This window comes from Winogradskyella marincola (genome assembly GCF_029624125.1).
Lineage (GTDB): Bacteria > Bacteroidota > Bacteroidia > Flavobacteriales > Flavobacteriaceae > Winogradskyella > Winogradskyella marincola.
This window is the reverse complement of sequence record NZ_JARSBN010000001.1, coordinates 109,525-131,817: the sequence shown is the minus strand read 5'-3', so window position 1 is coordinate 131,817 and position 22,293 is coordinate 109,525. Positions and strand designations below refer to the sequence as shown.

General features: G+C 33.8%; 20 protein-coding genes. 16 read left to right on the top strand and 4 right to left on the bottom strand.

The features are described 5' to 3' along the window. Positions 1–49 precede the first annotated feature (49 nt). The 6 genes from bshC (at position 50) to P7122_RS00635 (ending at position 6,406) form a co-directional block, all read left to right on the top strand. Entirely contained in the window at positions 50–1,651 is a 1,602-nt protein-coding gene (gene bshC, locus P7122_RS00660; protein ID WP_278003858.1) for a bacillithiol biosynthesis cysteine-adding enzyme BshC, read from the top strand. 76 nt (positions 1,652–1,727) lie between these two features. Continuing rightward, on the top strand, positions 1,728–3,263 hold the full coding sequence (gene guaA, locus P7122_RS00655) for a glutamine-hydrolyzing GMP synthase (RefSeq protein ID WP_278003857.1): 1,536 nt from the start codon (positions 1,728–1,730) through the stop codon (positions 3,261–3,263). 59 nt (positions 3,264–3,322) lie between these two features. Then, positions 3,323–5,233: a PBP1 and LysM peptidoglycan-binding domain-containing protein gene (locus P7122_RS00650; RefSeq protein ID WP_278003856.1), complete on the top strand. Its 1,911-nt coding sequence runs from the start codon at positions 3,323–3,325 to the stop codon at positions 5,231–5,233. Then, a complete protein-coding gene (locus P7122_RS00645) occupies positions 5,230–5,631 on the top strand; it encodes an OsmC family protein (RefSeq protein ID WP_278003855.1) in 402 nt (133 codons plus the stop codon). The genes P7122_RS00650 and P7122_RS00645 overlap by 4 nt, the downstream gene beginning before the upstream one ends. Then, a complete protein-coding gene (locus P7122_RS00640; protein WP_278003854.1) occupies positions 5,632–6,177 on the top strand; it encodes a DUF922 domain-containing protein in 546 nt (181 codons plus the stop codon). A 1-nt stretch (position 6,178) separates the two neighbouring features. Next, positions 6,179–6,406 (top strand): DUF3820 family protein, encoded by a 228-nt coding sequence (locus P7122_RS00635; protein WP_278003853.1) that lies wholly within the window; start codon positions 6,179–6,181, stop codon positions 6,404–6,406. Here P7122_RS00635 and P7122_RS00630 read toward each other — a convergent pair whose 3' ends face one another. Next, positions 6,407–6,892 (bottom strand): hypothetical protein, encoded by a 486-nt coding sequence (locus tag P7122_RS00630; RefSeq protein WP_278003852.1) that lies wholly within the window; start codon positions 6,890–6,892, stop codon positions 6,407–6,409. A gap of 233 nt (positions 6,893–7,125) precedes the next feature. Here P7122_RS00630 and pyrG point away from each other — a divergent pair, with 233 nt between their 5' ends. Together pyrG and yidC are read left to right on the top strand one after the other, a co-directional pair. Then, positions 7,126–8,757, top strand: coding sequence for a CTP synthase (gene pyrG / locus P7122_RS00625; RefSeq protein WP_278003851.1), 1,632 nt, complete (start codon positions 7,126–7,128; stop codon positions 8,755–8,757). Between the two features lie 177 nt (positions 8,758–8,934). Beyond that, entirely contained in the window at positions 8,935–10,845 is a 1,911-nt protein-coding gene (gene yidC, locus P7122_RS00620) for a membrane protein insertase YidC (protein ID WP_278003850.1), read from the top strand. Between the two features lie 136 nt (positions 10,846–10,981). On the opposite strand, the gene P7122_RS00615 is transcribed toward yidC, so the two are convergent. Further along, positions 10,982–11,971 carry a fasciclin domain-containing protein gene (locus tag P7122_RS00615; RefSeq protein ID WP_278003849.1) on the bottom strand — a complete coding sequence of 330 codons (990 nt, stop codon included), beginning with the start codon at positions 11,969–11,971 and terminating at the stop codon, positions 10,982–10,984. A gap of 67 nt (positions 11,972–12,038) precedes the next feature. Here P7122_RS00615 and P7122_RS00610 point away from each other — a divergent pair, with 67 nt between their 5' ends. The 8 genes from P7122_RS00610 (at position 12,039) to P7122_RS00575 (ending at position 20,012) form a co-directional block, all read left to right on the top strand. Then, the gene (locus P7122_RS00610) at positions 12,039–12,749 is read left to right on the top strand and encodes a toxin-antitoxin system YwqK family antitoxin (protein WP_278003848.1); all 711 of its coding nucleotides are present in this window, start codon (positions 12,039–12,041) and stop codon (positions 12,747–12,749) included. A 280-nt stretch (positions 12,750–13,029) separates the two neighbouring features. Continuing rightward, entirely contained in the window at positions 13,030–14,217 is a 1,188-nt protein-coding gene (gene mnmA, locus P7122_RS00605) for a tRNA 2-thiouridine(34) synthase MnmA (RefSeq protein WP_437130080.1), read from the top strand. A 286-nt stretch (positions 14,218–14,503) separates the two neighbouring features. Then, the gene (locus P7122_RS00600; protein ID WP_278003846.1) at positions 14,504–15,445 is read left to right on the top strand and encodes an NAD(P)H-dependent flavin oxidoreductase; all 942 of its coding nucleotides are present in this window, start codon (positions 14,504–14,506) and stop codon (positions 15,443–15,445) included. Between the two features lie 258 nt (positions 15,446–15,703). After that, positions 15,704–16,690 carry an SMODS domain-containing nucleotidyltransferase gene (locus tag P7122_RS00595; protein WP_278003845.1) on the top strand — a complete coding sequence of 329 codons (987 nt, stop codon included), beginning with the start codon at positions 15,704–15,706 and terminating at the stop codon, positions 16,688–16,690. Further along, on the top strand, positions 16,683–17,621 hold the full coding sequence (locus P7122_RS00590) for an S-4TM family putative pore-forming effector (RefSeq protein ID WP_278003844.1): 939 nt from the start codon (positions 16,683–16,685) through the stop codon (positions 17,619–17,621). The genes P7122_RS00595 and P7122_RS00590 overlap by 8 nt, the downstream gene beginning before the upstream one ends. A 105-nt stretch (positions 17,622–17,726) precedes the next feature. Next, positions 17,727–19,103 carry an MATE family efflux transporter gene (locus tag P7122_RS00585; protein ID WP_278003843.1) on the top strand — a complete coding sequence of 459 codons (1,377 nt, stop codon included), beginning with the start codon at positions 17,727–17,729 and terminating at the stop codon, positions 19,101–19,103. Between the two features lie 106 nt (positions 19,104–19,209). Then, positions 19,210–19,440, top strand: a complete 231-nt coding sequence (locus tag P7122_RS00580; RefSeq protein WP_278003842.1) for a DUF8828 family protein — start codon at positions 19,210–19,212, stop codon at positions 19,438–19,440. Continuing rightward, positions 19,440–20,012 carry a phosphatase PAP2 family protein gene (locus tag P7122_RS00575; protein ID WP_278003841.1) on the top strand — a complete coding sequence of 191 codons (573 nt, stop codon included), beginning with the start codon at positions 19,440–19,442 and terminating at the stop codon, positions 20,010–20,012. The genes P7122_RS00580 and P7122_RS00575 overlap by 1 nt, the downstream gene beginning before the upstream one ends. Here the strand turns inward: P7122_RS00575 and P7122_RS00570 are convergent. Together P7122_RS00570 and P7122_RS00565 are read right to left on the bottom strand one after the other, a co-directional pair. Then, entirely contained in the window at positions 19,999–21,618 is a 1,620-nt protein-coding gene (locus P7122_RS00570; protein ID WP_278003840.1) for an ArnT family glycosyltransferase, read from the bottom strand. The genes P7122_RS00575 and P7122_RS00570 overlap by 14 nt on opposite strands. Further along, positions 21,611–22,234, bottom strand: a complete 624-nt coding sequence (locus tag P7122_RS00565; RefSeq protein ID WP_278003839.1) for a lipid-A-disaccharide synthase N-terminal domain-containing protein — start codon at positions 22,232–22,234, stop codon at positions 21,611–21,613. Before P7122_RS00565 ends, P7122_RS00570 begins: the two co-directional genes overlap by 8 nt. Between the last annotated feature and the right edge of the window lie 59 nt (positions 22,235–22,293).

Sequence of the window (22,293 nt, the reverse complement as noted above, 5' to 3'; positions counted from 1 at the left end):
AGTTAAAAAAACAGAAGTAGTTTATCTTTATGCCTTAATTATTATATGTATGCCAACTGACTGTATTCCGTTTAGAGCAACAGGATATTTTTCTGATTTTATTTGCGACTATTTAGATCAAGCACCTAAGCTAAAACCCTTATATAATCGTTTTCCAACTTTAGAAAATTTTAAAGCTCAGATAGAAGAAAAGAGCCTCTCTAAACATGTTTCAGAATCTAGTCGGCAGGTACTTTTTGAAGTGTTAAAAAATCAATATTCTAATATTGAAACTTCAGAGTTAACTTTAAATAATTTAGAAAGCTTAAAGTCTAAAAAGACTTTTACAATAACCACTGGTCATCAGTTAAATTTATTTACAGGACCTTTATACTTTCTGTATAAAATTATTTCAACTATCAATTTAACAGAGGAATTAAAATCTGAGTATCCAGATTATAATTTTGTGCCAGTGTATTGGATGGCTTCTGAAGATCACGATTTTGAAGAGATTAATTTTTTTAACCATAAAGGCAAAAAAGTACAGTGGAACTCTAACCAAACAGGAGCTGTTGGCCATTTTAATACAAAAGGCTTAGTGGATGTATATGAGGTTGTTGCGGCAGAATTTGGTTCAGGTAAATTTGCAGAACAACTAAAGGTTTGGTTTAAAAACGCTTACATTAACCATAATAATTTAGCAGATGCTACACGATACTTAGCCAATGAGTTGTTTGGAGCTTATGGATTGGTAATTATAGATGCAGATGATAGAGAGCTTAAGCGTTTGTTTATACCACAAATGCAAAAAGAACTGATAGAGCAACCTTCTTTTAAAACAGTTACAGAAACTAATAAAACCTTAGAGGATCTTGGATTAAAAATTCAGGTAAATCCCAGAGAGATTAATTTGTTTTACATCCACGAAGGTTTGCGTGAGCGTATTGTTGAGTCAGATGGTGTGTATTCAGTTTTAGATTCACAATTTCAGTGGAGTAAAGAAGAGCTGGTAGCACATCTTAATGAATATCCAGAACGTTTCTCGCCAAATGTAATAATGCGACCTTTATATCAAGAAGTTATTCTTCCAAATCTATGCTATATAGGTGGAGGAGGAGAAATGATTTACTGGTTACAGTTAAAATCTAATTTTGAAACACAAGAAGTTACATTTCCTATGTTGTTGCTTCGTAATTCAGCTTTAGTGAAAACTAAAAAGCAAGCCGAGAAATTAGAAAAGCTTAATATTTCGGATGCTGATTTGTTTTTAAAAAGAAGTTCTTTTATCAATAAAAAGGTTAGAAAAATCTCGAATATAGATATTGATTTTTCTGAGCAAATAAAGCATTTAGAACAGCAATTTGTTGATTTACAACAATTAGCAGAGCAAACCGATAAATCCTTTTTAGGAGCTGTAAAAGCACAAGAGGTTAAACAAATAAAAGGATTAAAACATCTTGAAAAACGTTTGCTTAAAGCACAAAAGAAAAAACTAGCAGATGAAATAGCACGTTGTACAGATCTGCAAGAACAGTTATTTCCTGGGCAAAGCCTGCAAGAACGAAATACAAATTTTTCAGAATTGTATCTGGAATACGGCGATACTTTAATTTCGGAATTAAAGAAATATCTACAACCTTTAAAAGGAGAATTTGCAGTAATAACGTTATAACGAAAGTTGTTAAAAAAATATCTAAAAAAGTTAACAACTCAAATCTTCAATGTGAGCACATTTGTTATTTTTGCACATGCAACACAACAAAGTCCTTATTTTAGATTTCGGATCGCAGTACACACAGCTTATTGCACGCCGAGTTAGAGAGTTGAATATCTATTGTGAAATTCATCCATTCAATAAAATCCCAACCGATTTAGATAGTTACAAATCTGTAATTCTATCAGGAAGTCCTAATTCTGTTAGAGGTGAAGATGTGCTACATCCAGACCTTTCAGAAATAAGAGGAAAAAAACCAATGTTAGCAGTGTGCTATGGTGCACAATACTTGGCACATTTTTCTGGTGGTGAAGTAGCAGAGTCTAATACCAGAGAGTATGGTAGAGCTAATTTAGCTTATGTAAAACCAGAAGAAGATTTCTTTGAGAATATTCATGAAGGTAGCCAGGTTTGGATGAGCCATAGTGATACTATTAAAAAATTACCAGAAGGAGGTGTTTTACTTGCCAGCACAGGTGATGTTGAAAACGCAGCATACAGAATTGAAGGAGAAGATACCTATGCAATTCAGTTTCATCCAGAAGTTTATCACTCAACAGATGGTCACCAATTGCTTCAAAATTTCTTAGTAAAAATAGCTAAGGTTAATCAAGATTGGACACCAAATGCTTTTGTAGAAGAAACTGTAGAAGACCTAAAAGAAAAACTTGGTAACGATAAAGTTGTTCTTGGTTTATCAGGAGGAGTAGACTCTTCTGTAGCAGCAATGTTATTACATAAAGCCATTGGTGAAAACCTATATTGCATCTTCGTTAACAACGGTTTGCTTCGTAAAAATGAGTTCGAAGATGTACTACATCAATACGAAGGTATGGGATTAAACGTTAAAGGAGTAGATGCTTCGGCACGCTTTTTGGATGCTTTAGCAGGAAAGAGCGATCCAGAGGAAAAACGTAAAACCATTGGTCGTGTGTTTATTGAAGTTTTTGATGATGAAGCACACCTTATACAAGATGTAAAATGGTTGGCGCAAGGAACCATATATCCAGATGTTATAGAAAGTGTTTCTGCAACAGGAGGACCAAGTGCAACAATAAAAAGTCATCATAATGTTGGTGGTTTGCCAGACTTTATGAAATTAAAAGTAGTAGAGCCTCTAAAAGCATTATTTAAAGATGAAGTGAGACGTGTTGGTGCTTCTATGAATATGGATTCGCAATTGTTAGGTCGTCATCCATTTCCAGGGCCAGGATTAGCAATTCGTATTCTTGGAGATCTAACTCGTGAGAAAGTTCGTATATTACAAGAAGTAGATGCTATTTTTATTAATAATCTACGTTCTTGGAATTTGTACGATAAAGTATGGCAAGCAGGTGCAATACTATTACCAGTTAATAGTGTTGGTGTTATGGGAGATGAGCGTACATACGAGAAATGTGTGGCTTTACGCGCTGTAGAAAGTACAGACGGAATGACTGCAGATTGGGTGAATTTACCATATGAGTTTTTACAAAAAACCTCAAATGAAATTATAAATAAAGTAAAAGGTGTTAACAGAGTTGTGTACGATATCAGTTCTAAGCCACCAGCTACTATAGAGTGGGAATAAAATAGTGACGTCATAGTTGATTTTGTTTCTAAAAAACAGGAAAAACTAAATAAAAATAAATGAAGAAATTATTAACCGTTTTAGTAATCGTTTTAAGTCTTAATCTTTCAGCTCAGAATTATATTGAGCATAAGATTAAAGAAGGAGAAACCATAGAAAGTATTGCAAAAAAATACTTGGTAACCCCTTTTGATATTTATGCTTTAAATCCAGATGCTAAGACTAAATTTCAAGCTAACACGGTTTTAATTATTCCAAACTCAAAGATTAAAAATGAGCCGCTTAATGAAGAAACAAAAGAGCTTATAGGATATAAAACCCATAAAGTAAAACGAAAAGAAACACTTTATGGCTTATCTAAAAAATACGGTGTTTCAGAAGAAGAAATTAAAAAAGCGAACCGTTTTTTGTATTCTGAAAATCTTAAGAAAGGTGATAAGATTAGAATTCCTAAGTTTAAGACTTTTGTATCTAAAGTTAGCCTTAAAAACACGGTAAAAAAGTACACAGTTCTACCAAAAGAAGGTAAGTGGCGAATAGCGTATAAATTTGGAATTACTGTTGAAGAACTAGAAGCTTTAAATCCAGAGATGAAACCTATACTTCAACCTGGTGATGAGCTTAATGTGCCTAATATTGAAGACAAGGATGAAAAACCTATAGATGCTGCTTACGATTATTATGAAGTGTTGCCAAAAGAAGGGTTCTATCGATTAAAGATAAAAACAGGTCTTACACAAGAGCAGTTAGAGGCTTTAAATCCAGAGCTTAAGGAAAATGGATTAAAAGCCGGAATGGTTTTAAAAGTACCAGCTTCTTCCGATACAGTTTCAAGTTTATTAGATGTAGAAACAACGAAGTTAGAATCTAAGATTAATAATTTTAAGGTAAAAAAAATAGCCTTAATGTTACCTTATCGTCTTCATAGAATAGACGTAGACTCTGTAGAAGAGGCTAAGGAGGAGATAAAAACAAATAAGCTATTGTCTTTGGTTTTAGATTTTCATGTTGGTGTAAAAATGGCCTTAGATTCTGCAAAGCAATTAGGTATTTCTACAAACCTAAAAGTGTTTGATACAGAATATCAGCCTTCAACGATTAGCCAAATACTCGCAGATAATGATTTTTCTGATTACGATGCTGTAATTGGTCCTATACAGGAAAAGAATTTTGACAGAGTTGCTAGTAGTTTAAGAGGAGATAGAGTTCCTGTTATAGCTGCATTAAATAAACCGAAGGAGGTTTATGCAAATGTGTTTCAAAGTATTCCAGAGGATAAGCTATTGCAAAAAGCCATGATAGATTTTATAAAAACTGATAGTCTAAAGTCTAGAGTTGTTGTCATAGCAGATCAATCTCACAGAACAGTAAGTGAAATGCTAAAAAAAGAGTTTCCATCTGCATCTCAGATTTATTCTCAAAAAGATAAAAAAACAGGAAAGGACGCTCACTTTATTTATCCAGTTCAGTTAGAAAATGTTTTTATACCAGGAAAGACTATAGTGTTTTTAGAAACAGATAATGATGCGTTTGCCTCTAGTGCAATAAGTTTACTTAATTCTAAAGTAACAAACACTACAGAAATTATATTAGTAACTCTAGATAAGAACAGAGCTTTCGATGGTAAAGATGTAGATAATAATAACTTGTCTAATCTTAAGTTTCATTACCCATCAGTGCGTAAGGATTATGACGAGTCTATGTCTAATAGTTTTATAAAGGCATACAAAGAAGAGTTTGGTGTATATCCAAGTAAGTATGCTGCTCGAGGCTTTGATGTTACTTTAGATATTTTGTTGCGTTTAGCTTCTGAAGATAATTTGTACGAAGCGTCTAACGAGGTTTTTGAAACCAAGTACATAGAAAACAAGTTTAGATATACCAAATCCTTATACGGAGGTTATATAAATGAAGCTGTGTATATAGTAAAGTATGATAACCTAAGAATTGTTGAAGCTAATAAAATATGACTTCTAAAGTAACCTATCTGGGCAATCTCAGAACAGAAAGCGAGCATGTAAAATCTGGCAGTACATTTATAACAGATGCACCAACAGACAATAATGGTAAAGGAGAAGCGTTTTCTCCTACAGATACTGTTGCTACAGGTTTGGCAAGTTGTATGTTAACCGTTATGGGAATTAAAGCCAGAGACATGGATGTAGATATGTCTGGTACAACAGCAGAAGTTACAAAAACCATGGCTAGCAATCCCAGACGCATCTCTAAAATAGAAGTTGTACTTAACTTTCCGTTTGAAGCAGATAGTAAGACCAAAAAGATTTTAGAACATACAGCAAATACTTGCCCTGTACATTACAGTTTACACCCAGATATCGAAAAAGATATCACGTTTAACTGGCAATAAATGCAAGCACATCATCTTATAATTTCAATTTTACTTTTGTTTGTAGGATATACAAACAATGATGAAACTATTAAGTGGCAAGACACCCAGAAATTGTCTTGGGAAGATTTTAAAGGAACACCAAATCCAGATTCTGACGCAGTAGCTTTAACAGCCTCAGGTATTACTTTTGGATATTCTGTAAAAACAAGAGGAAAACGTATTGTAGGATATTCTACCACAGTAGAAGCACATTTTTATCCTAAAAAATCTTGGTATCATTCCGAAAAAGCAGACGATTATATTCTTGCTCACGAGCAGTTGCATTTTGATATAACTGAGCTGTACGTAAGAAAGTTTAGACAACAATTAGAGCGTTTGGTTGTAAACCAAAATATAAAGGTACAAATGGGTCAAATTCATGAAGCAATAAATGACGCTTTAGATAAAACACAGAAAATGTATGATGAGCAAACCAATCATTCAATCGTTGTTGAAGCTCAAGCTTATTGGCAAAACTATATAAAAGAAGAGTTAGCCAAGTTAGATAAATATAAGTCGCAATAAGTTGGAAGGGAGTAAAGAAGCATTAATAGAGTTAGCACATTATAAGATGCCATTTGGCAAATACAAAGACGCTTACCTAGTTGATATACCAGAATATTATTATACATGGTTTAAGCAAAAAGGATTTCCAGAAGGGAAATTAGGCAGAATGATGATTCAGATGCACGATATTAAAATCAATGGACTAGAAGAATTGATTTATACTATAAAACGAGAGTATAAGAAATAATTATGTTTTTACTCTTTTGTAATAATATGCAGAGAGCAAAAACAAAGTCACAATTAGCGTCCATTTAGAAACCATGATACTTAAATCTACATTTTCAAAAATTTCATTTACATTTCTATTGCTCAGGTACCTGGTTAATTGGTAATCATTGTACATGTTCATAAAATTTTGATCAGATACATGTTTTACCACAGGAACAAAAGCTAAAACAAAAACAAAAACAACAAACCAAAGTTTAGAATGGTTTGGTAATTTTAAATCGTTTAGGTTCTTTTTCTTCACAAAAACCGAAATGATTAAAAACGCTAAAAGCACAGCAAGAATAATAGCAACCATAAGAAAATAGTATTTAAAATGAATTTCTCTAAAATCATTTTTAAGACCATAATGCATGTATGCTGTTAATACGATTTCTATAAGAGCTTGAGCCGAAGCAACTAAAAGAAATCCAAATAAAATACTGAGTATTAATTTGTGCGGTTGCATTTTTACAGGTGTTAATTAGAGGCTGTTAAGTGCTTACATACTTTAACAATACTACCCAAATGTCTCATAATTACTTAAGTTTTAAAAATATAATCGTGAAAATGTAAGTATTAACAGATTTATGCCATTTTAAAGTGTGTAATGAAGCTCAAAAACTTATTTCAATATTGCAACTTTATAATTGCACTTAAGCGAATTTTTATTGTAAATTTGCCTGCGTTTAAAAGCGTATCATGACTACAAATCCTAAGTATATTTTTGTAACAGGTGGTGTTTCTTCCTCTTTAGGAAAAGGAATTATAGCAGCATCTCTAGCTAAGTTATTACAAGCCCAAGGTTACAGAACAACCATTCAAAAATTAGATCCATATATTAATATAGATCCAGGCACATTAAATCCTTATGAACACGGCGAATGCTATGTCACAGATGACGGAGCAGAAACCGATTTAGATTTAGGGCATTATGAGCGTTTTCTTAATGTACCAACATCGCAAGCCAACAACGTTACCACAGGTAGAATATACCAAAGTGTTATAGATAAAGAACGACGTGGTGAATTCTTAGGAAAAACGGTGCAGGTAATTCCTCATATTACAGACGAAATTAAACATAGAATACAGATTCTTGGTAATTCTGGAGACTATGATATAGTAATTACAGAAATAGGCGGAACAGTAGGAGATATAGAGTCTTTACCATACATTGAAGCTGTGCGTCAGTTACAATGGGAGTTAGGAGATCATAATGCATTAGTGATTCATCTTACATTAATACCTTATTTATCTGCAGCTGGCGAATTAAAAACAAAACCAACTCAGCATAGTGTTAAGACCTTAATGGAGAGTGGAGTACATGCCGATATTTTGGTATGTAGAACAGAACATGAATTACAAGAAGGCTTAAAAGAAAAATTAGCACGCTTTTGTAATGTTAAAAAAGAAGCTGTTATCCAGTCTATTGATGCATCAACCATTTACGATGTACCAAATTTAATGCTCGATGAAGGTTTAGATAAGGTAGTGTTACAGAAACTAGACTTAAAAAGTGATGTGCCAAATCTAGAGCGTTGGAATGAGTTTTTAAAGCGTCATAAAAATCCAAAAAGTGAAGTTACTATTGGTTTAATTGGAAAATATGTAGAGCTTCAAGATTCATATAAGTCTATATTAGAAGCCTTTATTCATGCAGGAGCAGAGAATGAAGTAAAAGTTAATGTAGAGCCAATTCATTCAGAATTTTTGAATGAAGATAATATCAATTTCAAGCTAGGTCATTTAGATGGAGTTTTAGTAGCACCAGGATTTGGCGAGCGTGGTATTGAAGGTAAGATTGACGCAGTTAGATTTGTAAGAGAAAATAACATACCATTTTTAGGCATCTGTTTAGGAATGCAAATGGCAGTAATAGAATACGCCAGAAATGTTCTTAACCTAAAAGATGCTAATTCTTTAGAAATGGATGAAAACACACCACATCCTGTTATCAACCTTATGGAATCTCAAAAGGATGTAGTTAACAAAGGTGGTACAATGCGTTTAGGTGCTTGGGATTGTAAAATAGCAGAAGAAAGTACAGCTTATAAGGTTTACGGTAGTACAAGCATAGAAGAACGTCATAGACATCGTTTTGAATTTAATGATGACTACAAGCAGCAAATTGAAGCAGCAGGTATGAAAGCTACAGGATTAAATCCAGAAACCGGACTTGTAGAAATTGTAGAAATACCTGAGCACAATTGGTTTGTAGGTGTACAATACCACCCAGAGTATAAGAGTACAGTTGCTAATCCACATCCTTTATTTGTGGCATTTGTAAAAGCAGCATTAAAATACAAGAAGAAGAAACCGACTGGTTTAAAATAATCTTTAGCTTTAAAGGGCAGAGATTAGTTTTAAACCTCAAAGATTATATGCGACAAATTAAAAATAATAACAACTATCGCATAAAATAATATGCCACTTTGGCGTAAAACGAAATTTGGATTGCTTTTTGGGATAGCCAAAGCATTAATCATTCAATCGTAGCGTACGAACTAAATTATGGAAGAAAAGAAACTCGATGTTAAATCAATAATAGGATTCATTCTTATTTTCGGAATCTTGGTGTTTATGATGTATCAAAATGCACCAACACCAGAAGAGATTGAAGCACAAAAGAAAGCTGAGCAAGAGCAAGTTGAGGCAGAGAAAAAGAACAGCAAGCAAAACGAAGCTGTTGTAACAACTTCAAAAGACTATAGCAGTACACAAGTGTTAGATTCTACACAGCGTGCTGCACTTCAAAACAAATTAGGAGCAATATCTTATGCTTCAACATTAGCAGGATCAGAGTATACAACTGTAGAGACTGATGTTTTTAGCTTAAAATTTAAAAGAAAAGGTGGTCATTTAGCAGAGGTAAAACTTAAAAAGTTTGTAGACTACGATTCAGTACCTGTTTACCTTGTTAAAGACGATAATAGCGATTTTAATATCACATTTAGTACTACAGATAGTCGTACGCACAATACCAAAGATCATCCGTTTCAACCAAGTGTAACCAAAAGTGGTGAGAATACTGTTGTATCTATGAAACTTAAGTTTTCTGAAACTGAGTTTTTAGAATACCGTTATGAATTAAAGCCAGATGATTACATGATTGATTTTTCAATCAAGTCTCAAGGTTTAAGCGGAGTGTTTAATACTTCTCAACCAATTACTTTAGATTGGAAACAAAAAGGAATTAGACATGCTAAGAGTATCAGTTATGAAAACCGTTATACAAGATTAACCTACATGCACGATGAAGATCGTGTAGAGAAATTATCACAAATGGGTGATGATTTAGAAACGGTTGAAGATGTAGAGTGGTTATCTTACAGACAGCACTTTTTTAGTTCTATTTTAGTGGCTAACGATAAGCCATTTTCAAAAGCAGAATTAGCTTCAGAAAATTTAGTAGAAGACGAAGAAGTAGATTCTCTATACACAAAGCTTTACACCTCAAAAATACCTTTAGCGTATAACGGAGGTGAAGTAAATAAGAATTTAGGGCTTTATTACGGACCAACAGATGCTAAGGTTTTAAAGGCCTATGACAAAAACTTACAAGAAAGTATACCTTTTGGTTGGGGAATTTTTGGTTGGATAAACAAAGCATTATTCATTCCGTTGTTCGGATGGTTAAGTAGTATGTTACCTTATGGTATTGCTATTATTGTAATGACAGTTTTAGTAAAGTTAATGTTGTCTTTTGTGCAATACAAGCAGTTCTTATCTCAGGCTAAAATGAAAATTTTAAAGCCAGAGTTAGAAGCAATAAGAGAAAAATACAAAGACAATAAGTTAAAAGCGCAACAAGAAACAATGGCATTGCAGAGTAAGGCAGGAGCAAGCCCTTTAAGTGGATGTTTGCCAGGTTTAATGCAAATTCCTGTGTTCTATGCCTTGTTTATGTTTTTCCCAACAGCATTCGATTTAAGACAAAAAAGTTTCCTTTGGGCAGATGATTTAAGTTCTTATGATTCTATAGCAGATTTACCATTCAACATACCATTTTATGGAGATCACGTAGCATTATTCCCAATATTGGCTGCTATTGCTATTTTCTTCTACATGAAGATGACTACAGGGCAACAGACTGCTATGCAAGGTCCACCACAAGAAGGTATGCCAGATATGAGTAAAATGATGAAGTATATGATTTACTTTTCACCTTTGTTGATGTTAATCTTCTTTAATAACTATGCCTCAGGTTTAAGTTTGTATTACTTTATTTCTAACTTAATTAGTATTGGTATTATGTTAGTTATTAAAAACTACATTATCGATGAGGATAAAGTTTTAGCTAAGATTGAAGTCAGTAAAAGTAAGCCAAAAAAACAAAGTAAGTTTCAGAGAAAAATGGCTGAAATGATGGAGCAGGCAGAGCAACAAAAACAAGCTCAGCAAAGACAAAAGCGTAAGAAATAAATTGCTTAGATCTTGTTTGAATAAAATTTCAAATTAGCTTATAAATTAAAAAACCCAGACAATTGTCTGGGTTTTTTGCTACTAACTAAATCAATCAATCAATATAAAAAAGAGGTCATCTACCTCGATTTTTATTTTAAGGTTGTGGTGATAAAATAACTTTATCAATAACATGCACAACACCATTAATTCCCTGTATATCTACTAAAGTTGTAACGATGTTACTAACGCGTCCATTAGGGTCGGTTAGTGTAAAGTTGGTGTTATCGGCAGTTATGTCGCCACCTATTGTGGTTACTGTGCCATTTGGCAGTCCACTAGACTGTACATTATCTGTAACAATGTGGTAAGTCAATACAGCATCAACAGTAGCTGTATCTAGGTCTGTTAAAGCGCTAATATTTAATTCTGCTAATAAATCTACAAAGGCATCGTTAGAAGGAGCAAATACTGTAAAAGGTCCTGCTGCACTATCAGAAACCGTATTGATATAAGGTACAGTTGGCATACCAGTGTCTGCATAAACCAATGCATCTACTAAAATAGATAACGAAGGATTTGATGTAGCAAATGTCGCAATAGTTGGTAGGTCAATAACTGTATCTACAATATGTACCGTTCCATTTGTTGCTGTTAAATTTGCACTGGTAACGGTAGACTGTCCATTGATTTCAACACCATTAGCTGTGTTGAAATACAAGCTTAAATTTTCGCCATTAGGTCCTGTTGCGGCTACATTGGTGTAACCAGATCCTGCATTAACCAAATCTGTAGAAGACAGGTTTTGGCCAACAATAACATGGTTTAACAGAATGTTTCTCACTAAGGCTTCTTCTGTTGAAGATAAATTGTTTAAGTCTAATCCTGTTGCTGTTAACAATGCATCAAAGGCATCATTGTCTGGTGCAAAAACAGTAAATGGTCCGCTTCCTTGTAAGGTTGCTACCAAGTCGGTTGCTTCTAAAGCTGCAGCTAAAGAAGTTAAGTTATTAGCCAAAGCTACATCTACAACTGTTGTAGCCTGTACACCAGGTCCATTGTTGTCATCGTCGTCGCTGCAAGCAGTAATACCTAATACCATTAGAAATACTGTAAGTAATTTGAAAGTTTTTGAAATAATTTTCATTTTTTTGAGTTTTTAAAAATTGTTCATCATCGACAAACTTCAATAGTTTGTTTAACAAATTTAAGTAATGATTAAACAAAAAGTTTATTTCACATTCATTTTTACAATTATTTTAACACTTGCGCATGCCCAAAAGTCAGTAAATCAATTTGATAAAAACGGCAAACGTCACGGTATATGGACTAAGAACTATTATAAGACCGATCAAAAGCGTTACGAAGGACAGTTTGTGCATGGTAAAGAGGTCGATACTTTTAAATATTACACCCTTTCTAAGGGAAAAAGTGTACTCAGTGCCACTAAAGTCTTTAATCTTAATGATAGCCTTTCTGATGTAAAATTCTTAACCTCAAAAGGTAAAATCATTAGCGAAGGCAAAATGAATGGTAAGCGTTACATTGGTCAATGGGTTTTTTATCACAAAGATTCCTCAGCAAAAATGATTGTAGAAAATTATAATGATGAAGGTAAGCTTCAAGGCTCAAGAACTGTATTTTATAAAGATGGTTTGGTAGCTGAAGAAACAAATTATAAGGATGGAAAGCTAGAAGGGATTTCTAAGTGGTATGCAGAAAATAAAATACTACTTCGAGAGTCTGCGTATAAAAATGGCGAATTAAACGGTAAAACGATTAACTATGATCCTGATGGAAAAAAAACGTCTGAAGGTGAATATACCAATGATAAAAAATCAGGAATTTGGTATTACTATGAGTCAGGAAAACTCAAAAAAGAAATAGACCACACCAACAACAAGGTTATAAAAAAGTATAAATAGCTTAAAGCTATAAACAACATAGTTTTTACAAATGGCAATCTTCAAAAGATTGCCTTTTTTATTTGTAATTTTGCCGAAGTTTTTCAGACAATACTGAAGAGATTAAATTTAGATTTATAAATTTTATTCATTACGTCGTTTTTAGCGAAATTTCATTTTTTTAGAATTCAGAATCGAGAGTTTTAAGGTTTAAAAGCTTCTGAATACAATTCCGATTTTTAGAATGACGTATATAGAAATAAGTTAATTAAAGAGGTTCCTGCCTTTGCAGGAAGTTGATATGAAAAGAGTAATAGTAGGACTTTCAGGAGGTGTAGATTCTAGCGTTGCAGCCTATCTTTTAAAAGAGCAAGGCTACGAAGTTATTGGCTTGTTTATGAAAAACTGGCACGATGATTCTGTAACCATTTCAGATGAATGTCCTTGGCTAGAAGATAGTAATGATGCCATGCTAGTGGCAGACAAATTAGGTATTCCGTTTCAAACAGTAGATCTAAGTGCACAGTACAAAGAGCGTATTGTAGATTATATGTTTAACGAATACGAAAAAGGACGAACTCCAAATCCTGATGTGTTGTGTAATCGCGAAATTAAATTTGATGTTTTCATGGATATAGCCTTAGATTTAGGAGCAGATTACGTGGCAACAGGTCATTATTGTCGCAAATCAACAATAGAAAAAGGAGGTAAAGAAATACATCAGCTTTTAGCCGGAAAAGATAACAACAAAGACCAGTCTTACTTTTTATGTCAGTTATCGCAAGATCAATTGGCAAAGGCATTGTTTCCTATAGGTGAATTAACTAAGCCAGAGGTTAGAGAGATTGCCAAAGCTCAAGATCTTATTACAGCTGAGAAAAAGGACTCACAAGGCTTATGCTTTATTGGTAAAGTAAGATTGCCAGATTTTTTACAGCAACAATTAAAGCCTAAAGAAGGTGTTATTGTTGAAGTAGAAGACTCCCTTGAAGTTTATAACCAAGAGCAACCAGAATTTACCACAAAAGAAGGTGAATTGGCATTTTTAGCCAAAAAGCCAGAGTACGCCTTATCTGATGGAAAAGTAGTTGGCAAGCATCAAGGAGCACATTATTTTACCAAAGGGCAACGAAAAGGCTTAGCAGTTGGTGGTACCAAAGAGCCTTTATTTGTTATAGAAACTGACGTTGAAGAAAATGTAATCTACACTGGTCAAGGAAAAAATCATCCAGGTTTACTTCGTAATGTTCTTTTTGTTTCTAACGATGAGTTGCATTGGATTCGTGAGGATTTAGCCTTAAACGAAGGAGAAACTATGGATGTAATGGCAAGAATTCGTTACAGGCAACCTTTAGAAAAGGCAATACTTCATAAAGTAGCTTCAGGATTATACGTGGAATTCGAAAACAAGCAATCTGCCATTACCGAAGGTCAATTTGTGGCTTGGTACAATAACGATGAGTTGTTAGGCTCTGGAGTAATTTCTTAATACCATTCCTGCGACCTGTTCTGAGCATGTCGAAGTAAAGCTGGAAATCGAAGATTTAACGTAGTTAATCTCTAGTAAATATTGTAACACTTTGTCAGCTCCAGTGTTTTTAATCGATTGTTTGAGATTAAAAATGTATCGAGAACTAATAGTAATTGAATTCTTATTTTCGATACAAATTTCATTCATTTCTATTCGTGAAATTCACTCGAATTGACGAATTTTATCAAAAACTATTATGTCATGCTGAGCGTAGTCGAAGCATCTTAAAAATAAATCATCAATAATGGCAAACAGAATCACAGAATTATTCAATATAGAACACCCAATTGTACAAGCAGGCATGATCTGGAATAGCGGCTGGAAACTTGCTTCAGCGGCAAGTAACGCAGGCATTTTAGGCTTAATAGGTGCAGGCTCTATGTATCCAGATGTGTTGCGCGAGCATATACAAAAATGCAAAGCTGCAACCGATAAACCTTTTGGAGTGAACGTGCCGATGCTATATCCAAACATTGAAGAGATTATGGATATCATAGTAGAGGAAGGAGTAAAGATTGTATTCACCTCTGCCGGAAACCCAAAAACTTGGACCAGTTGGTTGCAAGAGCGAGGCATTACTGTGGTACATGTTGTCAGTTCTGTAAAGTTTGCATTAAAAGCTCAAGCAGCAGGTGTCGATGCTGTGGTTGCTGAAGGTTTTGAAGCAGGTGGACATAATGGTAGAGACGAAACTACCACGCTCACTTTAATCCCAATGGTAAAAGAACACTTAGAAATTCCATTGATTGCAGCAGGTGGTATTGCCACCGGAAAAGCCATGTTAGCCTGTATGGTTTTGGGAGCAGACGGAGTACAAGTTGGTAGCCGTTTTGTGGCGAGTGAAGAGTCTTCGGCACACCAAGCGTTTAAACAAGTTGTGGTGGATGCTAAAGAAGGTGATACACAACTGACCTTAAAAGAACTGGCACCTGTAAGATTGGTAAAAAACAAGTTTTTTAACGACCTACAAGAGTTGTATAAAACTGCACCAACACCAGAGCAGCTTAAAGAACTTTTAGGACGTGCCAGAGCCAAACGTGGTATGTTTGAAGGTGATTTAGACGATGGCGAATTAGAAATTGGGCAAATCGCTGGCCTTATCCACAACATTAAGCCTGTTGCAGGTATTGTAAACGACATGGTAACTGAGTTTGAGGAAGCTAAAAAGCGAGTGGGTTTACTCTAAAAATACGTAACGTTACGTATTTACTTGTTGGTTTATAAATACGAACTTCGCTTATCGGTGAATATAAATCATTGAAACGAGTTCATATCCTAAACGTTGTACGCAACATTCCGACTGACAATTTTAACATTTTTTTGACATTTTGACAGTGAATTACAGTTGGCATCTTTATTGACTGATGGTTGACGTAACGTATTGTAAATCAAAATGATACTTATTTAATTAGTCTCAGGATTTACAAAATCAATAATAAACTAAATGGCAACATCAGTAAATTCAGCTTTTAACGAATTCAATAGAGATACAGTCAATCTATTAAAAGATAGAACCGATAAAGCACGTTCCAGTAGGAATTGGTTATATACTCAATTAAACGGACTTGATTGTAAAGATGATTTGAATTTTCCATTTAAGTATGAATCAATGCACGTAAATTTTGGGTCGTTTGAAAGAAGAACTAAAATTAGAGAGTTAGATGATGTTGACCTGATGTTTGCTTTGACTGCAGACGGAGCTACTTACACTAAACATAGCACAAATTATTACCAAATTAATACACCAAACGCTGGACAAAGACTCAAAAACCTATCTGACTCAAATATACTTAATTCAAGAAGGGTTGTTAACAAACTAAAAAATTCTTTATCATCAATACCTCAATATAGCTCAGCCGAAACACATTCTCGTGGAGAAGCAGCAACTCTAAATTTAAATAGCTACGAATGGGTATTTGACATTGTTCCATGCTTTTATACCGATACAGATCTATACTTAATACCTGATGGTAGTGGAAACTGGAAACCAACTGACCCTAGAGTAGACCAAAAAAGAGTAACGGACGCTAACCAATCTAAAGAAGGTAGGATTTTACAATTAATAAGAATATTAAAATATTGGAATAAAAGAAATTCTACTTATACGATTGGTTCATACTTGTTTGAAAACATATGTATAAATTTTGCTAATTCTAGAACGGAATTGAGTCAGTGGATTGATCTTGATATAAGAGACTTTTTTGAATACCTATCTTCTGCAATATTTTATTCTGTTAATGATCCAAAAGGTTTTCAAGGAGACTTAAACGAATTTACCTTCTCAGAAAAAACTGCCATATCACAGAAAGCTGATTGGGCTTTTGAAAAAGCCAAGGAAGCAGTTCACGCAGAAACAAACGAAAAGAACCACCAGAAGTCAATAAACAAATGGAGAGAAATCTTCGGTAATGATTTTCCAAGCTATGGGTAAACTAGGTGCCAAAATATTAGAAAGACAAAATAGAGATAATCATATTGACGAATTGCTTGCTCAAAAAACAATTTATTCAAGAGCAAAAAATTATCAAGGTCTATTACTTTTGCTTACAGTAGCTCTTCCTATTGTTGTCTCTCTAACTGTTAAGTATAGTCCAAGTCTTATAGACCAATCAAACTATATTTTTGTATTATATACCATTATTGCTGCCACATCTGAAAAAGTGTTGGAGAGTACCATCGATAGATTGAAAAAAATTGCGGCATCCATTAAAGAATTGTTTGATACAGAAGTTCTTGGTATAATTGATAACGATTCTCTAAATCTTGTTTTAATTGATAGAGAAATTGTGAGGAGATATTCAAATAAGAAGAAAAGAAATAAAAAAGACGTTGATTTAGTAACTAATTGGTATTCATTGGAAATAAAAAAAATTAAAACCAATGTTGCGAGTTTACTTTGTCAAAGAACTAATATAACATATGATTTTTCAGTTCGCAAAAGATATAAGTTTTTAATAATTGGTTTAAGCGTAATAACTTTCCTAGTTTTATTAACAATATCACTTTCAAGAGAATTAAGCCTAAAAGACTTTTTAATTGAAGTAGTTCTTCCATCCATCCCAGTTTTTATGTATGCTTATAAGGAGATTAATTCAAACACAGAATCAATAGATAATCTCAACCATCTAAGAAATTTAATTGAATCTCTAATTAAAGAAATAAAAATTGATGAGAATATAGATAAATATCAATTGAGAAGCATTCAAAACAGAATTTACCATAATAGACTTTTAAGTCCTTTAATTCCAGATTTTATTTATAAATTGTTAAGACCAAAACTGGAAGATGAAATGAACTATTCGATTAAAGAACAGATAAAAATACTGGGTACAACAAAAACGTGTAAACGCAATAACGGCTGAATTTCCCTAGCTAGTGCTCGTTTGTAACGAGTGTTTTATTTTTAATTTCAATCCTAGCAAAAAATTAACCCTCAAACCTAAACCCAAAACCACTACCTTCGCGGCATGGTTTTAAGCAATTATACAAGAGAATTTAGATACAATCTAAAACTGGCATCACCAGTGATGTTAGGTATGTTAGGACATACCTTTGTGAGTTTTGTAGATAACGTTATGGTTGGGCAATTAGGCTCGGCAGAGTTGGCTGCTGTGTCTTTGGGTAATAGCTTTATTTTTATTGCCATGTCTTTGGGTATTGGTTTTTCTACAGCCATTACACCTTTGGTGGCAGAGGCAGATACAGAACAAAACTTTGTTAAAGGGAAATCGGCTTTTAAGCATGGGTTTTTCTTGTGTACCGTTTTGGGTATTTTTCTGTTTTTACTAGAGTTACTGGCAAAGCCTTTAATGTATATGATGGATCAACCAGAAGAAGTAGTAGAGCTTGCCATTCCGTATTTAGATTTGGTAGCTTTTTCTTTGGTGCCACTAATCGTGTTTCAGGCATTTAAGCAGTTTAGCGATGGTATGTCTTTAACCAAATATCCAATGTACGCTACTTTGGTGGCTAATATTCTCAATGTAGCCATTAACTACGTGCTTATTTTTGGAAAATTTGGATTTCCGCAAATGGGTATTGTTGGTGCTGCAGTTGGTACCTTAGTATCTCGATTTGCCATGTTGTTTTTCTTGTGGTGGTTGTTGGCAAAACGCGAAAGATCTAAAGCTTACGTGACCAATATTAATTTTTTTAAGTTGAGTAAACAACCTCTAAAAAAGCTTACTAACTTAGGTTTGCCGAGTGCTATGCAAATGTTTTTTGAGGTGGCTATTTTTACAGCAGCGATTTGGCTAAGCGGTCTTTTAGGTAAAAATGCACAAGCTGCCAATCAGATTGCACTCAACTTATCATCCATGACCTTTATGGTAGCCATGGGATTGAGTGTTGCGGCTATGGTGCGTGTTGGTAACCAAAAAGGCTTAAACGATTATAAAAACCTAAAACGTATTGCAGAATCTATCTTTTTTGTTGGATTCATTTTTGCTGTCATCTTTGCTTTATTATTTGTAATATTTCATAAAGCGTTGCCAGATTTGTATGTGGATTTAGACGATCCTGCTAATGCCATGGACACAGCAGAAGTGGTAAAAATTGCAGCGACTTTGTTGTTGGCTTCGGCAGTGTTTCAGATTAGTGATAGTTTGCAAGTTATTGCGCTTGGTGCACTTCGTGGTTTGCAAGATGTTAAGATTCCGACCATAATTACTTTTATTTCGTATTGGGTAATTGGTTTCCCGATTAGTTATGTTTTAGGCAAAGAAGACGCTTATGGTAGCTTGGGTATTTGGATGGGCTTACTGGCTGGTTTAAGTGCAGCGGCTTTATTGCTCTTTATTCGTTTTCATTTTTTGACGAAGAAGTTGATTAAAAAAAGTACTTAAAGTTTTAAGTACCTAAAGTTGAAAGTATTTATCACTTAAGACATTTTAAATACTTCAAACTTTTAACTTTTCCCTATTTTTGTCTTTCAAATTTCAAACTAAACCAATGGAACTACCAAAATTCATCTTAGGCGATAATACAGATTATCCTGATGCTATATTCGTTATTCATACTGAATTTCCTAGATTTATTATTAATCTTGAAAACGATGAAGTAGAGTGGTTTGAAGAATTTGATCAACAGGATCAAAAAGAGCTTGAGACTGAAGCTGAAAATTACATAAGAGAAGCTACAGAATTCTACGATAGAGAAGTGGCACGTTACGACCAAGACTAATGCTAGACAAACTTTTAGACTTAGATACCGAACTTTTTGTATACCTCAATGGTCTTGGCTCGCCAACTTGGGATAGTATGTGGTTGGCAATTACCCACGAGTTTACATTTGCGCCATTATACTCTGTACTATTATTTTTAATTTATAGAAAGTTAGGATGGAAAGCCCTTTTGTTTATCATTGTAACTATAGCCTTAATGATTCTGTTCACAGATCAAACTACAAATATTGTAAAACGCTCGGTTTTGCGTTTTAGACCATGCGCTTGCGATGAGATAAAAGATAGTATTCGTTTTATAGCAGAGCGATGCAGTAGTAACCGAAGCTTTTTCTCTGGTCACGCATCTAACTCTATGGCAGCAGCTGTTTTTGGTGGCTTAGTCTTAAGACCTTACTTTAAAAATCTTATTTTTATTCTGTTATTTTGGTCTTTCTTAGTGGCTTATAGCCGTATTTATGTCGGTGTACATTTTCCAATAGATATTCTATGTGGAATGGCTTTTGGTGCCTTGGCTGGTTTTGGTTTTTATAAGCTTAACCAATATATCCTTAAGCGTTTTATTTCCGAGTAAGTTTGTACAAATGATTAAACAATCGTTTGTTATAAGATTTAGAATCTTTGGAAGCACGATTAAGGTCGTAGGTGTCAATAAATTCCATTTTATACAATTTTGAAAGTACTTCAATCGTATCTGGTTGATTGGTTCTGGTGAGCAAATGGAAAGTTTTTTCAATAGGAATATTATACCCTTCACCTGTTTTAAGACTTGGTATTTTATTACCGTAATTGTATATCATTTCTGGTGCTACATAGTCTAAATGATACAAATTCAGATTCTTGTCTTGTAATTCTGAAATAGGTTTGTAGTCTGTTGTAGTGTGTGTCTCTGCTATTGGTAACGCAAATAGACCAATACTAAGCATAAAAGCTATTACCAAATAGAATACATTTTTAATGTTTTTCGATTTTAAATTTTTAAAGATGGTAACTCCAATAATTAATAAAACAATTGCAGTAACAATAAATTTGATAAGTACAGTGCCAGATAATACCGAACTCGAGAAAAACCAGATAACCCAAAATAGAGAGGCAATTGAAGCGATCAATCCAAACTGAAAATACACAGGAATGGTCTCGCGCTTATCTTTTAGGTTTTTAAATTCACGAATTAAATATTCAATATAAAAGCCAATATTAATAGCAAGTGGAATTAATACAGGCATAAGGTAACGTGATTTCTTTTCAGGAATAAGAGATAATAAAACTACCGCAATTATAGTCCAGAAGAAACTAAAACGATAAGTTTTTAAATTGGTTACACGAGACTTTAAATAAGGGTACAATAAGCTTATAAACGCAGGAATAGTCCACAATCCACTTTGCACAAAAAAGCTCCAGTAATAATAAAAAGGCCTTACATTATAGCTACTCCAGTTTGATGTTTCTCTGGCAGCTATAGCAGCAAAGGTTTCAGGATCTGCGATGCGTACATGCATATACCACCAACCACCAAGTACAATTCCAAATATCAATAAACTTAACAGTTTTAAGAAGTGCAATAGATGGCCTTTAGGTTTTAGCGCAATAGCATAAGCAATAGCAAAGGATAAAAACAGTACATACAAAGACACAGGACCTTTAGATAACACAGAACCAGCAATAAACAACACAAACAAAAGGCTGTTAAGAAGGTTCGTTTTTTGTTGTTTCAACATTATAAAAAGTTGAAATAAAGCCATAAGCATAAAGCCGTGAGTGTATATATCCCAAGGAGCTTCAATAGTAATGCCTATAACATAGAAAGAACTTAAAACAATAAAACCATTTATAAGACTGTGAGATTTGCTAAGCTCTAGTTTTTTTGAAATTAAATAGGTCGAAATCCCAATACTTGCTAAAAACAAAAGCGCTGGCCAGCGAAGTGCGAGTACAGATTTTATTCCGAAAAGCATACCAAAAAAAGCTGTAATCCATGTTGGTAATGGAGGTTTTTGGTAGCGAGCTTCTCCATTCATAGTGGTTAAAATCCAGTTGTTATCAGTAAGCATTTCTCTTGCCGAAATAAAATTTCGAGCTTCCATAATACTCACAGGAATAGCGTCTATGGTAAAGCCAAGCATAACCATTACAAAAAGTAAAAGACTTGCTATTGGGTATTTTTCTATTAGCTTAATCATTGTTTTGTCTAATGAGATATGCGTTTCTGGCATAGATAATCAATCCAAAAAGATGACCTGTAAACAGTACAGGATCTTTTCTTATAATGGCATAGGTTAAAATTAAAGTAGCTCCAATTAAACTCAGTACCCAAAAACCCATAGGTAAAGAGGATTCCTTGTGTCGTTCTGCATGAATCCATTGGTACACAAAGCGTAACGTGAAAATCACTTGAGCTACGATTCCTAATATAAGCAACCATGATGGTATGGCTTCATTTTTAAAGAGAAGCTCTATGTCTATTTTATTGTTATTGTAGTAGAAAACAACAATAAGAACCGGAACTATAAATAATAAAACCTGAACCAGTTTAGGGAATTTTTGCCATTGGCCTTGCAACTGTAAATTTCTGATATAGATAAAATAGGTTAAACTCTGGCCAAGCATAATGGCAAAATCTAATCGTAAATACCCATAAATAAATAATAAGAAAGAAGCAATTAAGCTTAAGGTCCAAAATGTTTTTGGTGTTATGACTTTGCGTTGCTTTTCTGATGTTACCCACTGAATGAGTAGCCTAGACGAGAATAATATCTGTGCAAAAAATCCTATGCTATAAATAATCCAGTCTTTCATGTGCTAATATCTGTTGCCTTTTAATGGACACATGGAACATCTTATTATCATTTCTATTT

Excerpts from the sequence above, each read along its gene's own strand:
- P7122_RS00600 (WP_278003846.1), top strand. The coding sequence starts at position 14,504 with ATGGCAAACAGAATCACAGAATTATTCAATATAGAACACCCAATTGTA.
- P7122_RS00640 (WP_278003854.1), top strand. The coding sequence starts at position 5,632 with ATGCAAGCACATCATCTTATAATTTCAATTTTACTTTTGTTTGTAGGA.
- P7122_RS00615 (WP_278003849.1), bottom strand. The coding sequence starts at position 11,971 with ATGAAAATTATTTCAAAAACTTTCAAATTACTTACAGTATTTCTAATG.
- mnmA (WP_437130080.1), top strand. The coding sequence starts at position 13,030 with ATGAAAAGAGTAATAGTAGGACTTTCAGGAGGTGTAGATTCTAGCGTT.
- guaA (WP_278003857.1), top strand. The coding sequence starts at position 1,728 with ATGCAACACAACAAAGTCCTTATTTTAGATTTCGGATCGCAGTACACA.
- P7122_RS00650 (WP_278003856.1), top strand. The coding sequence starts at position 3,323 with ATGAAGAAATTATTAACCGTTTTAGTAATCGTTTTAAGTCTTAATCTT.
- P7122_RS00590 (WP_278003844.1), top strand. The coding sequence starts at position 16,683 with ATGGGTAAACTAGGTGCCAAAATATTAGAAAGACAAAATAGAGATAAT.
- P7122_RS00630 (WP_278003852.1), bottom strand. The coding sequence starts at position 6,892 with ATGCAACCGCACAAATTAATACTCAGTATTTTATTTGGATTTCTTTTA.
- P7122_RS00565 (WP_278003839.1), bottom strand. The coding sequence starts at position 22,234 with ATGAAAGACTGGATTATTTATAGCATAGGATTTTTTGCACAGATATTA.
- P7122_RS00595 (WP_278003845.1), top strand. The coding sequence starts at position 15,704 with ATGGCAACATCAGTAAATTCAGCTTTTAACGAATTCAATAGAGATACA.
- P7122_RS00570 (WP_278003840.1), bottom strand. The coding sequence starts at position 21,618 with ATGATTAAGCTAATAGAAAAATACCCAATAGCAAGTCTTTTACTTTTT.
- bshC (WP_278003858.1), top strand. The coding sequence starts at position 50 with ATGCCAACTGACTGTATTCCGTTTAGAGCAACAGGATATTTTTCTGAT.
- P7122_RS00575 (WP_278003841.1), top strand. The coding sequence starts at position 19,440 with ATGCTAGACAAACTTTTAGACTTAGATACCGAACTTTTTGTATACCTC.
- P7122_RS00580 (WP_278003842.1), top strand. The coding sequence starts at position 19,210 with ATGGAACTACCAAAATTCATCTTAGGCGATAATACAGATTATCCTGAT.
- P7122_RS00645 (WP_278003855.1), top strand. The coding sequence starts at position 5,230 with ATGACTTCTAAAGTAACCTATCTGGGCAATCTCAGAACAGAAAGCGAG.
- yidC (WP_278003850.1), top strand. The coding sequence starts at position 8,935 with ATGGAAGAAAAGAAACTCGATGTTAAATCAATAATAGGATTCATTCTT.
- pyrG (WP_278003851.1), top strand. The coding sequence starts at position 7,126 with ATGACTACAAATCCTAAGTATATTTTTGTAACAGGTGGTGTTTCTTCC.
- P7122_RS00585 (WP_278003843.1), top strand. The coding sequence starts at position 17,727 with ATGGTTTTAAGCAATTATACAAGAGAATTTAGATACAATCTAAAACTG.
- P7122_RS00610 (WP_278003848.1), top strand. The coding sequence starts at position 12,039 with ATGATTAAACAAAAAGTTTATTTCACATTCATTTTTACAATTATTTTA.